Origin of the sequence: Collinsella sp. AF02-46-1 (assembly GCF_003465825.1) — a bacterium.
In the GTDB taxonomy this organism is placed as follows: domain Bacteria; phylum Actinomycetota; class Coriobacteriia; order Coriobacteriales; family Coriobacteriaceae; genus Collinsella.
The window spans coordinates 77,714-90,003 of record NZ_QSBV01000011.1 but is presented as its reverse complement, the minus strand read 5'-3'; the positions used below and the strand labels follow the sequence as shown (position 1 = coordinate 90,003).

The 12,290-nt window shown below is 59.9% G+C and carries 11 protein-coding genes; 2 read left to right on the top strand and 9 right to left on the bottom strand.

Annotation, left to right across the window (positions count from 1 at the left end; all coding sequences use genetic code 11):
• Positions 1-148 precede the first annotated feature (148 nt).
• A complete protein-coding gene (locus DWV20_RS06060) occupies positions 149-1,174 on the bottom strand; it encodes an aspartate-semialdehyde dehydrogenase (RefSeq protein ID WP_117790509.1) in 1,026 nt (341 codons plus the stop codon).
• Between the two features lie 172 nt (positions 1,175-1,346).
• Positions 1,347-2,735 carry an aspartate kinase gene (locus tag DWV20_RS06055; protein WP_117800971.1) on the bottom strand — a complete coding sequence of 463 codons (1,389 nt, stop codon included), beginning with the start codon at positions 2,733-2,735 and terminating at the stop codon, positions 1,347-1,349.
• A 103-nt stretch (positions 2,736-2,838) separates the two neighbouring features.
• Between DWV20_RS06055 and thrC the strand changes: the two genes are divergently transcribed.
• Together thrC and thrB are read left to right on the top strand one after the other, a co-directional pair.
• Positions 2,839-4,356 (top strand): threonine synthase, encoded by a 1,518-nt coding sequence (gene thrC / locus DWV20_RS06050; RefSeq protein WP_118256613.1) that lies wholly within the window; start codon positions 2,839-2,841, stop codon positions 4,354-4,356.
• Positions 4,357-4,557: 201 nt separating this feature from the next.
• Positions 4,558-5,439, top strand: a complete 882-nt coding sequence (thrB, locus tag DWV20_RS06045) for a homoserine kinase (protein WP_118256612.1) — start codon at positions 4,558-4,560, stop codon at positions 5,437-5,439.
• Between the two features lie 258 nt (positions 5,440-5,697).
• Here the strand turns inward: thrB and yihA are convergent, their stop codons facing one another.
• From yihA to pflB, 7 genes are all read right to left on the bottom strand, one after another.
• A complete protein-coding gene (gene yihA, locus DWV20_RS06040) occupies positions 5,698-6,288 on the bottom strand; it encodes a ribosome biogenesis GTP-binding protein YihA/YsxC (RefSeq protein ID WP_089572350.1) in 591 nt (196 codons plus the stop codon).
• Between the two features lie 38 nt (positions 6,289-6,326).
• Entirely contained in the window at positions 6,327-7,067 is a 741-nt protein-coding gene (gene mtnN, locus DWV20_RS06035; RefSeq protein WP_118256611.1) for a 5'-methylthioadenosine/S-adenosylhomocysteine nucleosidase, read from the bottom strand.
• 78 nt (positions 7,068-7,145) lie between these two features.
• Entirely contained in the window at positions 7,146-7,367 is a 222-nt protein-coding gene (locus DWV20_RS06030; RefSeq protein WP_117758362.1) for a hypothetical protein, read from the bottom strand.
• A 49-nt stretch (positions 7,368-7,416) separates the two neighbouring features.
• A complete protein-coding gene (gene pflA, locus DWV20_RS06025; protein WP_118256610.1) occupies positions 7,417-8,235 on the bottom strand; it encodes a pyruvate formate-lyase-activating protein in 819 nt (272 codons plus the stop codon).
• Between the two features lie 186 nt (positions 8,236-8,421).
• Positions 8,422-9,276, bottom strand: coding sequence for a DegV family protein (locus tag DWV20_RS06020; RefSeq protein ID WP_118256609.1), 855 nt, complete (start codon positions 9,274-9,276; stop codon positions 8,422-8,424).
• Positions 9,277-9,712: 436 nt separating this feature from the next.
• Positions 9,713-9,964 carry an autonomous glycyl radical cofactor GrcA3 gene (grcA3, locus tag DWV20_RS06015; protein ID WP_117583521.1) on the bottom strand — a complete coding sequence of 84 codons (252 nt, stop codon included), beginning with the start codon at positions 9,962-9,964 and terminating at the stop codon, positions 9,713-9,715.
• A gap of 85 nt (positions 9,965-10,049) precedes the next feature.
• Positions 10,050-12,101, bottom strand: a complete 2,052-nt coding sequence (gene pflB, locus DWV20_RS06010; RefSeq protein WP_055252438.1) for a formate C-acetyltransferase — start codon at positions 12,099-12,101, stop codon at positions 10,050-10,052.
• Positions 12,102-12,290 lie beyond the last annotated feature (189 nt).

The following is a 12,290-nucleotide window of genomic DNA, read 5'->3' as shown; positions in this document are numbered from 1 at the left end:
AAATGGATTCTAAAAAACACCTTGCCAAATAGGAGCGTCAGACCAGTGTGGCGCCTTGTCCGCAGCTCCGAAGGAGCAGGACAAGGCGCCACACATGGTCGAGGACGCTCTGAAAACCAAGCCCGGCCCCCGCCGGACAGGTCCACCGCTACTCGCAGAGCAGCTTAGCGATCTGGACGGCGTTGGTTGCCGCGCCCTTACGGATTTGGTCGCCGCAGCACCAGAAGGTAATGCCACGTGCGGCCTCGGGGTTCGAGATGTCGCGGCGTACGCGACCGACCCAAATCAGGTCCTGGTCGGAGGTGTCCATCGGCATGGGGAAGCGATCGTGCGCATCCTCGGCACTCATGTCGTCAACCAGCTTGACGCCCGGAGCGGCAGCCAGCGCAGCACGGGCCTCTTCCACCGTGATGTCGCGCTCAAACTCGAGCGTAATGCTCTCGGAGTGCGAGCGCAGCACGGGCACGCGCACGCAGGTGCAGTTCACGCGCAGCTCGGGCAGGTGCATGATCTTGCGGCCCTCGTTTTGCAGCTTCATCTCCTCGGAGGTAAAGCCCTCTTCCTTGACGCCGCCAATCTGCGGAATCAGGTTGCTCGCCAGCTGGGCGGCAAACGCGCGCGGCTCGGGAATCTCTTCGCCACGGCCCAGGGCGGCCAGCTGGGCCTCAAGCTCGGCCATGCCGGGGGCACCAGCGCCCGAAGCCGCCTGGTACGTCGAGACGATCATGCGCTTCACGCCAGCGAGCTGATGCAGCGGCCACGTGGGAACCAGGCCGATAATGGTCGCGCAGTTGGGATTGGCGATAAGACCGTGATGCCACTTGATGTCGTCGGCATTAATCTCGGGCACGACCAGCGGTACCTCGGGATCCATACGGAAGGCATGGCTGTTGTCGACCACGACGGCGCCGCGCTTGACGGCCTCGGGCAGCAGCTCCTTGGCGATATCGTCGCCGGCAGCGCCGAGCACGATGTCGCAGCCCTCAAAAGCCTCGGGGCAAGCCTCCTCAATCACAGCCTGCTCGCCGCGGAACTCGACGGTCTTGCCCGCAGAGCGTGCGCTCGCCAGCAGCTTGAGCTTGCCGACCGGGAACTCCTGCTCGTTCAGGCACTCGAGCATCTGGGTGCCCACGGCTCCCGTCGCGCCCAAAATAGCAACCGTGTACTGTTTCATGCTTCCCCCTTTAAAGGTTGTGGCTATCGCCCGCACGCCAAGCAGGCCGATTATTGTTGCCAGTGTATACAAGAACGGGGCAGGCACGAAACCCGCCCCGTCGAAACGAAACCGAAACGAAACGCCCCGCCGTAGATTTTTTGACATGACCCAAAAATCTACCGAGCAGTCGCTACTTTTTGAGCGCGGCCAGAGCGGGATCAACCGGCGCGGAAGCCTCCAGGTCGGAGACCTTCACAATGCCATTTTCGTCGGAGAAGGCACGGTAAATGGTCCGAATCGCCAGGTCGAAGTCCTTCTCCTCGACACCGATAATGATGTTGATCTCGTCACAGCTCTGCGAAATCATGCGCACGCTCACGCCGGCCTGGCCGAGCATGCCAAACAGATGGCCCGAGATACCTGCACGACCGCGCAGGTTACGACCGACGGTAGCAATAAGTGCCAGACCCTCAACGACCTCGATCTCGAGCGGCTCGACCTCCTGCTGGATGTCGCCCACAAGCGAGTACAGCGAATCGTGCACATCCTGCTCCTGCACCACGGCGCCAAAGCGGTCGACACCAGTGGGCATGTGCTCGACGGAAACGTCATAGCGTTCGAACACCGAAAGTGCACGGCGCATAAAGCCGACACGGGGCTTGGTGCGGTCGCGGGCGACGTTGATGGCGACAAAGCCGCGTTTGCCAGTCACGCCGGTAATGATGGGCTCTGCCTCGCCCTCGTCAGCCGTCTCGCTAATGATGGTGCCGGGGTCCTGCGGCGCATTGGTGTTCTTGATGACCAGCGGAATGCCCGCCTCGCGCACGGGGAACACGGCCTCCTCGTGCAGGACGCTTGCGCCCATGTACGAAAGCTCGCGCAGCTCCTCGTAAGTAACGCGCGCAATGGGCTGAGCCTCGGGAACAATACGCGGGTCGGCAGAATAGAAGCCCGAGACGTCGGTCCAGTTCTCGTACAGGTCGGCGCCCAGGCACTTGGCCAGAATCGAGCCCGAGATATCGCCGCCGCCACGATCGAGCAGCTTGATCTGGCCCTCACGCGTCGCGCCGTAGAAACCGGGCATAACAAAGCCGCCCTGCTGGCCATACTCCTGCACCAGCTCGGAGGTGCGATTCATGCTGAGCGTGCCGTCGTGATGGAACGCCACAACCGTCGCGGCGTCCAGGAACGGCAGGCCTAGGTACTCGGCCATCAGGCGAGCGGTGAAGTACTCGCCGCGGCTCACAAGCTCCTCGGTGGAGTAGCCGCCCGAGCGGGCGCGCTCGGCAAAGGCCGCGAACTCCTCGCGGATGGGATAGGTGAGCTCCAGCTCGTCAGCGATATCAAAATAGCGCTGGCCAATGTCCTCGAGCAGTTCCTCGCACGAAACGTGATACTTAACGTGCGCGTTAACCAGGTAGAGCAGGTCGGTCACCTTGGTGTCGCCCTTAAAGCGGCGGCCGCAGGCGGAAACCACCACAAAACGGCGGGCAGGGTCGGCATCGACGATGGCCTTGATCTTCTTAAAGTGTTCGGCGTCGGCGACCGACGAGCCGCCAAACTTGGCAATCTTAATCATGGGCTTGAGGTTACCTTTCTAAAAGCCTCTGCAAACCTGTTTTGCGCGCTCTGATACCATGGTTTCACCGATTGGGACCAAGGCATCCGAGGAGCAGTGTTATATGGGAACTTATCATAGTACACGAGGACGCACTTTATCGTGCTCAAGTAAGGTGGCAATCCGTACTGGCATCGCTCCCGACGGGGGTTTGTTTGTCTCGGACGAGCTCGGCACCCAGCAGGTCGATATCAGCTCGCTTGCAGATAAATCGTACTTTGAAATCGCTCAAGATGTGTTGGGAATGTTACTGAATGATTACACGGCCGAAGAAATTTCGGCGTGTGTCGACGAGGCATACCGCGGCACATTCGCGAGCGAAGAGGTCACGCCGCTCGTCAAACTCGACGCAGCGCCGGGCACCGACGCTCCTCAAACCTATGTGATGGAGCTCTTTGGCGGCCCCACGAGCGCCTTCAAGGACGTCGCCCTGCAGATGCTCCCCCGCCTGATGGCCCGCACCTCCGCCAAGGACGGCGGCGCCGAGCGCATCATGATCGTCACCGCCACGTCGGGCGACACGGGCAAGGCAGCACTCGCCGGCTTTGCCGACGCCCCGGGCACGGGCATCACCGTCTTTTATCCCGAGGGCAAAGTCAGCCGCGTGCAGAATCTGCAGATGTCCACCCAGGAGGGCGATAACGTCGCCGTCTGCGGCATTCGCGGCAACTTCGACGATGCCCAGAGTGCCGTCAAGCGCATCTTTGCCGATAAGGAGCTTGCCGAGCGTCTGGAGGCCGCCGGCACGGTACTTTCCAGCGCCAACTCCATCAACGTCGGCCGCCTGGTGCCGCAGGTCGTCTACTACTTTGCCGCCTATGCGCAGCTGCTGCGTGCCGGCGCCATCAAGGCCGGCGACGCCGTGGAGTTCTGCGTACCGACCGGCAACTTTGGCGATATCCTGGCCGGCTACTATGCCAAGCGCATGGGCCTGCCCGTCGCCAAACTCGTCGTGGCCAGCGACAAGAACAACGTGCTCGCCGACTTCCTGACCACCGGCGTCTACGACCGCAACCGTCCGTTCTTCACGACCATCTCGCCGTCGATGGACATCCTCATCAGCTCTAACCTGGAGCGCATGCTGTACTTCCTGTCCGATGGCGACTGCGAGCTCGTTGCCGGCCTTATGGAGCAGCTGGCACAGACTGGTCGCTACGAGGTGCCCGCCGAGCTGCTGGCCAAGATCCAGAGCGTCTTTGGCTGCGGTTGGGCCAGCGAAGACGAGGTTCGCGCTGCCATCAAAAGCTGCTGGGACGCGAACGACTACGTAATCGACCCGCACACCGCTTGCGGCTATCACGTCTTTGAAAAGGTCGCCCCCGCCGAGGGCACCAAGGCCCGCGTGCTGCTTTCGACCGCAAGCCCCTACAAGTTCCCGCGCGCCTGCTGCGACGCCCTGGGCCTTAACGTTCCCGAGGACGACTTTGAGGCCATGCGCGTACTCGGGCAAGCCACCAATACGGTCGCCCCGACCCAGCTCGCCGAACTCGAGTCCAAGCCCGTCCGCTTCGAAGACGTCTGCGACGTCGATGAGATGGCCAGCTACGTCGAGTCTGCAGCAAAAAAGATGGCTACCAACTAAACCCCATATAAGGCGCCGGCGAAAGCCGGCGCACCTTCTTTTTATTTAGCTTTCGGGATGATGACGAGCATGCGAGCGGATCTGGCCGTTTAGTTCGTCGCGAGTTCCGCACGAGCCGGAAAGCACTTAATGTGCTTTCCGAGCGAGCCAGGACTGCCCGAGCAGCGAACTAAACGGTCAGACCCGCCCAGGAGGACCCACATGATCAAAATCACCGTCCCAGCAACCAGCGCCAACCTAGGCATCGGCTACGACACCCTCGGCATGGCCGTCAGCCTCTACTCGCACTTCACCTTCGAGCGCGCCGACAAGCTCACCATCACGGGCTGCCCCGAAGAGTTCCAAAACGAGAACAACCTGGTTTACGTCAGCTTTGTCGATGCGCTGGCCGCATGGGGCGAGCCGGCTTTTCCCGTTGCCATCGACATTCAAACCGATGTGCCCGTCGCACGCGGCCTGGGCTCCAGCTCCACCTGCGTCGTCGCCGGCATTATGGCGGCCGCCGCGCTGACGGGCCACACCGTCGACCGTGCCGAGCTCGTCCGCATCGCCACCGCGGTCGAGGGGCATCCCGATAACGTCGCTCCCGCCATCCTTGGCGGCGCCGTCTGCTCCTTTACGCCGACCGATTCGCTCCCCCAATGCCTGCGCTACGAGGTGAGCGATCGCTTACGTTTTATTACCGTGATTCCGCCCTACGAGGTACATACGAGCGAGGCGCGCAAGGTCGTGCCGCAGGAGATTCCGCTCTCCACCGCCGTGTGGCAGATGGGCCGCATTGCTGGCATGACGCGCGGTCTGGAGACCGGCGACCTTGACCTGATTGCCGCCGCCAATGACGACCGCATCCAAGAACCCTATCGTCGCCGTCTCATCCCCGACTACAACGCCGTGCGCGACACCTGCCTTAACGGCGGCGCCAAGACCATCTGGATCAGCGGCTCGGGTTCGACCCTCATGGCCGTAACCGACGACACCATCGTGGCAAAGTTCCTGCAGGTCAAGCTGCGCGAGCAGTTCCCTAAGTGTGATACGCATATTCTGACGTGCGACACGGAAGGCGCTCAAATCGAGTACCTGTAGACATCCTCCTCATATACCTGTCCGGGACGGTCGGGATGTTCCCTCAAAATCGTCCTCGCGCATGAAGGCCCCTTGTCCTGCTCCTACGGAGCGACGGACAAGGGGCCTTCGCGCTGCGGAATGATTTTGAGGGAACATCCCGACCGTCCCTGCGCCTACCTTGCTGAGGATGTCTACAGGGACCCACGCTTTGAAGGGGCGCCGGGCTGATAGTTTGGCTTTTTATTGGTAGGGGCTCTTGCTAGACTGAAGCACTTATTAGAGGCACGCCTCGGCAATGCGGCGCTTGAGCTCGTCGATGCCCACACCGGTTTGGGAGCTTGTGATGATTACGTTTTCGGCCGGGACGTTGAGCTGCTTTTTGATGGCTGCCGCCTGGCGGGCCTGCTGGGTGCGGCTGAGCTTGTCGGCTTTGGTGAGGCAGACGATAAAGTTGAACTCGTTGCCCTGCAGGTAGTCGATCATGTCATGATCGAGCTTGCTGGGGTCGTGACGAATGTCAACCAGCGATACGACCAGGTTAAAGCTGCGCTCGGAGTCAAAGAAGTCGCCAATAAGCTCGGCCCAGCGGTCGCGCTCGGCCTTGGAGCGACGGGCGAAACCGTAACCCGGCAGGTCCACGAAATGCACGTCGTCGGCCTCAAAGAAGTTGATGTTGCTCGTCTTGCCCGGCGTACTGGAAACCTTGACCAGGTTCTTGCGGCCAAAGAGCTTGTTCATAATCGACGACTTGCCCACGTTGGAGCGGCCGACAAAGCTCACCTCGGGGCAGGTGGACTCGGGAATCTGCGAAACCTTGCCGTAGCTGGCGACGAACTTGGCAAGCTGGTAGTTAATGGAATCGGCCATGGACACTCCTTGGTCGTAGGTTCTTACAAACAGACGCGCTATTGCGCAGCGGCAATGCGGCGGACGATATCGAGCGTGATGTCACTTGCGACACGCGCGTACTCGAACAGATCGAACTCGCGCTCGCAAATTGCATCGTACGCCTCGTCACAATTATCGCTGATAGCGCGCAACACCAGGCAATCGACACCATTTTTGGTTGCGACATGGGCAATTGCCGCGCCCTCCATGCCGACACAATCGGCATGCGTCGCCTCGATAGCGTCGTTGCGCATGACGGCGCCCGTCACAAAGCGGTTACCCGTGGCAATCGTGCCGACCAGGAACTGCTTGGTGCCCTCGTTCGAAGCGACTGCATTTGTCGAAGCGTCAACAAACCCACGCTCAGCAAGCACATCGGCGGCAATATCGACCAGCGCAGGCGTCGAGCCAAACTCCTCGAGCCCCGGTGCGGACTCGGCGATAAGCGCGGTATCGGTATCCAAATAGCGCAGGCGTTTACCAATGACCACGTCGTCGATATGGAGCTTGGGGTTCAAACCGCCCGCAATGCCCGAAAACACAACAGCCTGCGGAGCATACTTGCTAATGAGGTGCTGTGTTGCAGCGGCGGCGTTCACCGTGCCCATGCCCGCCGTTGTGGCGACAACTGTCAGGCCGTCGAGCTCGCCGCTTACAACGGTCAAGCCTGCCTCCCGTGCCTCGCAAACGTCGCTCAGCTCTTCCTTAATCTGCATGATCTCTTTTTCGAGCGCACCGATAATCGCGATGGTAGCCATACCATTCCCCAAACCTATACGAAATTCTCAACCACGGTATGGTACCAGCATTTTGTTTGACCTCGCCAAACGAACACGCTAAGCCAGCGCAGCTCGCATATCAAACAGAGCCTTTGCAATCACGGCCGTAACCTCGCTCGAGCGGTCGCCCCACGGCATCGATGTCATGACGCTCATGACATAGGTACGACCATCGATGCCGATAAGGCCCGCATCGCATGTCGAATAGTAACCATCCTCGCTAATCCAGCCTGCCTTGTTGCGCACCAAAACATGCTCGCCCGCAATGCCATCGCGCACTCATTTAAGTCTGTCCCCAATGAGTGCCCTTGGGGGCGAAAATGGCTCGCTAGTCGATGGCGTTTTTGAGTTCGGCGCGGCGCTTTTTCATGCCCGTCATGACGGCGTTGCGCAGCTCGGGCATGCGCGCGGTATCCATCTGGGGCACGCCCTCAAGCTTATAGGGAATCCCCAGCTGCTCGTATTTGACGACACCCATGGTGTGATACGGCAGCATCTCCAGGCCGACCACGTTATGCCACGGGGCGATTAAACGACCGAGCGCCTCGCACTCCTCCACCGTGTCGGTAATGCCCGGTACCACCACGTGGCGGATAACGACCTTGATCCTGCGACGCGCCAGCTCATCGCCAAACGCCAGGATGCGTGCGGGGTCACAACCGGTCAGCCTTTTATGCTCGACCGGGTCGGCATGCTTGATGTCGAGCAAAACCATGTCGGTCTCGTTGAGCACGGCATCGAACTTCTCGGGATGCTGAGGGTCGAAGGCGTAGCCACAGCTATCCAGGCAGGTATGTACACGACCATCGGGGTTGTTGTGCATTGCACGGAACAGGTCGGCCAAAAACTCGGGCTGCAGAAGTGGCTCGCCGCCCGAAACCGTAATTCCGCCGCTGCGGTAAAACTCATGATTGCTCTGGAACTCGTCCATCAGGTGCTCGACGGTCACCATCGTGCCGCCGTTAACCGACCAGGTATCGGGATTGTGGCAATACGCGCAGCGCATGGGACAGCCCTGGACAAACACTACGAAGCGGATGCCGGGTCCGTCGACCGTACCCATCGTTTCAATCGAATGTACGCGGCCCAGGGCAAACGCGGAGTCCTCGGGACGAGCGTCCACACCCTCGAGCGTCATCTCAGCCATTCCCGCTACCTTACCTCTCATTGGTTTTAGTTACATAAATGCCAGAGCCATTCTAGCCCATACGCATGATGGTGAAACGGTTTAGTGGTCAATTGGGTTGTTCTATTTGGCGCCACACAAAAGCGGCGGGAAGGTTGTCACAACCCACCCGCCGCCGAGACAATAGATATCGATAGACGCCAGGCCTTACGCCTTGAGCGTGAGCACCGCGCCGAAGGCGGTCGGGCCGCAATGGCTCGAGATGACGCCGCCGACCTGAGTCCAGGTAATGTCCTTAAAGCCCAGGTCGTGCGCATAGACTTCCATGTCGTCGCGCAGCTCCTCGGAAAGACCTACCGAATATGCCAAGCCAATGTGCGAGTAGTCGATCTCGCCCTTGGCAACCATGTGGTCAATAAAGGCGCGGGCGCATTTGAGCATAGAGCCGCGGAACTTCTTGGTTGCCACGAACTTGCCGCCCGTTACCTCAATGCAGGGCTTAATCTTGAGCAGACGGGCGCCCAGGAACGCGACGTTGGACAAGCGACCGCCCGCCTTAAGGAAGGCAAGGTCCGTAGGAACAAAGCCCAGCAGCACGCGGTCCATGACGGAGTTCGTAAATGCAAAGATCTCGTCGACGGTGGCATCGGGGTGAGCCTCGATGTATTTGGCAGTCTCGACGACAACGAGCGACTGGCCCACCGAGACAAAGCGCGTGTCCATGGAGAACACGTAGTCGCGCCCCTGGGCCGCAATCTTAGAGGACTGATGCGAACAGGTCGTGGCCTCGGAATATGCAAGATGCAAAATAGTCGCGTCGGGTTGCTCGGCATGGATGCGGTCGTACACATGCGCAAAATCCGCTGGCGAACAGCCACTGGTCTTGGGCATCACACCAAACTCGTTACAGCGCGAGTAAATCTCGAGCGGATCGATCGAGCCGTCCTCGACGGTCTCGTCACCAATCGTGACATGCATAGGCACGCGCACGATGCCATAGCGCTCGCAGAGCTCCGGCGTCACATCCGACCCAGACTCAACCACGATTACGTACTTGCCCATTATCATCACGACCTATCTCAACGTCGACTTTCCAATACCAAGCACAGGCCACCGCACTGTTGCGCAACGGCATCTAAGCGCCAAAGAGACGCCGCCCCTTGCGCACAACAAAGGACAGCGTCTCCCTGAAAAACTCCGTGCTTATCTGAGATTCTACACGGTTTATTAAGGAGTGTTACTTATTCCGCAAACGGTAGCTATACGCGATAAACGGTAGCAAGCAAGTATCCAGAACGCCCAGCCCATTAGGAGAGTTCCGCCTAAAGGGTGACTACACAGGACCCCCGCCGGGCCGCTTTGGGTTACTTTCCAAAATATTCCGCAGGACGCAAAGGGCTCCGCCGCGCGAAGCGCGCAGCGGAGCCCTTTGCATGTCCGAGGACGTTTTGGAAAGTAACCCAAAACGGCCCGGCGATCCTGCGGGAGTTGAGTCCCTTTAGAACTTGTCGTGGAAGGTACGCGAAATGACCTCGTCCTGCTGCTCCTTGGTGAGCGTGTGGAAGTTCACGGCATAGCCGGAAACGCGGATGGTCAGCTGCGGATACTTCTCGGGGTGAGCCTGAGCGTCGAGCAGCGTCTCACGGTTGAAGACGTTGATGTTCAGGTGGTGGCCACCCTTCTCGGCGTAAGCGTCGAGCATGTGGACCAGGTTATCGGCCTGAGTCTCGGAAACTTCAGAAACCTTCATAATGTGTCTCCTTCGATCGATAGGCGCCGGCCGAAACCGGCGCACTAATCAGTAATCGTTATTGTTAGTATAGCACTAACAATAGTTACTCGCCCAGCTGATCAAGGTCGATATCGCCAAAGAACACCTGGTCCTCCTTGCCGAGCGCACCCGGGATGATGGAGAAGGTGTTGGAGATGCCGTCCTGAGCATCGCGGAACGGGAGCTTGGAAACCGAAGACAGCGAAGCGATGGCGCCGTGGCTATCGCGCTTGTGCATGGGGTTAGCACCCGGGGCGAAGGGCTGGCCAGCCTTGCGGCCATCAGGCGTAGAACCGGTCTTCTTGCCGTACACGACGTTGGAGGTGATGGTCAGAACCGAGGTCGTGGGCACGGAGTTGCGGTAGGTGTCGTTCATGCGGATGTACTCCATGAACTGGTGCACAACGTCGTGAGCGATCTGGTCGACGCGGTCGTCGTCGTTACCGTACTTGGGGAACTCGCCCTCGGTCTCGAAGTCGACAATGATGCCGTTCTCGTCGCGGACGGGGTGGACCTTGGCGTACTTGATGGCGGACAGGGAGTCAGCCACGACGGAAAGGCCAGCAATGCCCGTAGCGAACCAGCGGTGCACGTGCTTGTCGTGCAGAGCCATCTGGATGCGCTCGTAGCAATACTTGTCGTGCATGTAGTGGATGATGTTCAGCGAGTTGACGTACACGCCAGCGAGCCACTTCATCATGTCGTTGTACTTGGCCACAACGTCGTCGTAATCGAGCGTATCGCCCTCGACGGCGCGATACTTGGGGCCGACCTGCTTCTTGGAGACCTCGTCAACACCGCCGTTGAGTGCGTACAGCAGGCACTTGGCCAGGTTGGCGCGGGCGCCGAAGAACTGCATCTCCTTGCCGATGCGCATGGAGGACACGCAGCAGGCAATGCCGTAGTCGTCGCCGTGGTAGACGCGCATGAGGTCGTCGTTCTCGTACTGAATCGAGGAGCTGGCGACAGAAGTCTTGGCGCAGAACTTCTTGAAGTTCTCGGGCAGACGGGTCGACCACAGAACGGTCATGTTGGGCTCGGGGCTGGTGCCCATGTTCTCGAGCGTGTGCAGGTAGCGGTAGCTCATCTTGGTAACGAGCGTACGGCCGTCAACACCCATGCCGCCGATGGACTCGGTGACCCACTGCGGATCGCCGGTAAACAGGGCCTGGTACTCGGGGGTACGGGCAAACTTGACCATGCGGAGCTTCATGATGAAGTGATCCACGAACTCCTGGATCTGCTCCTCGGTGAAGGTACCGTTGGCAAGGTCGCGCTCAGCGTAGATGTCGATGAACGTGGAGGTACGGCCGATGGACATAGCGGCGCCGTTCTGCTCCTTGACGGAAGCGAGGTAGGCGAAGTACATCCACTGGATGGCCTCCTGCGTGTTGGTAGCAGGGTTGGAAATGTCGAAACCATAGGTCTCGGCCATCATCTTGAGCTCGCCGAGGGCGCGGATCTGCTCCTGCAGCTCCTCACGATCGCGGATGTTGTCGGCGGTCATGACCGTCGGGGTGGAAGCCTTCTGGGCCTCCTTGTCCTTGATCAGGTAGTCGACACCGTACAGGGCGACACGACGGTAGTCGCCGATGATGCGGCCGCGGCCATAGCCATCGGGCAGACCGGTGATGATGTGGGCCGAACGGCAGGCGCGCATCTCGGGGGTGTAGACATCGAAGACGCCGGCGTTGTGGGTCTTGCGCTCGAAGGTGTAGCGCTCGACAACGTTCTCGTCGATCTTGTAGCCGTGCTGGCTGGCAGCCTGGCAAGCGATGCGGATACCGCCGTTGACGTGCAGCGCGCGCTTGAGCGGCTTGTCAGTCTGGAGACCGACGATGGTCTCCTTCTCGCGGTGGGCGTTATCGATGTAGCCAGCGGGGTGGCTCACGATACCCGTGACGGTCTTGGTGTCCATATCGAGGACGCCGCCCTGCTCGCGCTCCTTGAGCAGCAGGTCGAGAACCTCGCCCCACAGCTCCTTGGTACGCTCGGTCGGGCCGGCGAGGAACGACTCGTCGCCCTCGTAGGGGGTGTAGTTCTTCTGGATGAAGTCTCGGACGTCAACCTCTCCCGTCCAGATGCCTTCCTTGAAGCCTTCCCATGCCTCCTGCATTGTGTAACCACGCTCCTAGTTACGTGTAATGCGGCGCTCTCTCACACCGCTGCTTATTGAATTCTTGAATGTTCGGCTTGCACCACCGGCTTCATTCGCCTTCCGTCGCGCGTTAGCGCAGGGAAAAACGTTTATTCACCTTGGTCTTGCAACCCTAAACCCAAGATTTCACCCGTTAGTGAAGGATAA

Bases quoted from the DNA above. Each gene is read 5' to 3' on its own strand.
- mtnN (WP_118256611.1), bottom strand. From the start codon at position 7,067: ATGGCTACCATCGCGATTATCGGTGCGCTCGAAAAAGAGATCATGCAG.
- pflA (WP_118256610.1), bottom strand. From the start codon at position 8,235: ATGGCTGAGATGACGCTCGAGGGTGTGGACGCTCGTCCCGAGGACTCC.
- thrB (WP_118256612.1), top strand. From the start codon at position 4,558: ATGATCAAAATCACCGTCCCAGCAACCAGCGCCAACCTAGGCATCGGC.
- DWV20_RS06055 (WP_117800971.1), bottom strand. From the start codon at position 2,735: ATGATTAAGATTGCCAAGTTTGGCGGCTCGTCGGTCGCCGACGCCGAA.
- DWV20_RS06060 (WP_117790509.1), bottom strand. From the start codon at position 1,174: ATGAAACAGTACACGGTTGCTATTTTGGGCGCGACGGGAGCCGTGGGC.
- grcA3 (WP_117583521.1), bottom strand. From the start codon at position 9,964: ATGAAGGTTTCTGAAGTTTCCGAGACTCAGGCCGATAACCTGGTCCAC.
- yihA (WP_089572350.1), bottom strand. From the start codon at position 6,288: ATGGCCGATTCCATTAACTACCAGCTTGCCAAGTTCGTCGCCAGCTAC.
- thrC (WP_118256613.1), top strand. From the start codon at position 2,839: ATGGGAACTTATCATAGTACACGAGGACGCACTTTATCGTGCTCAAGT.
- pflB (WP_055252438.1), bottom strand. From the start codon at position 12,101: ATGCAGGAGGCATGGGAAGGCTTCAAGGAAGGCATCTGGACGGGAGAG.
- DWV20_RS06020 (WP_118256609.1), bottom strand. From the start codon at position 9,276: ATGGGCAAGTACGTAATCGTGGTTGAGTCTGGGTCGGATGTGACGCCG.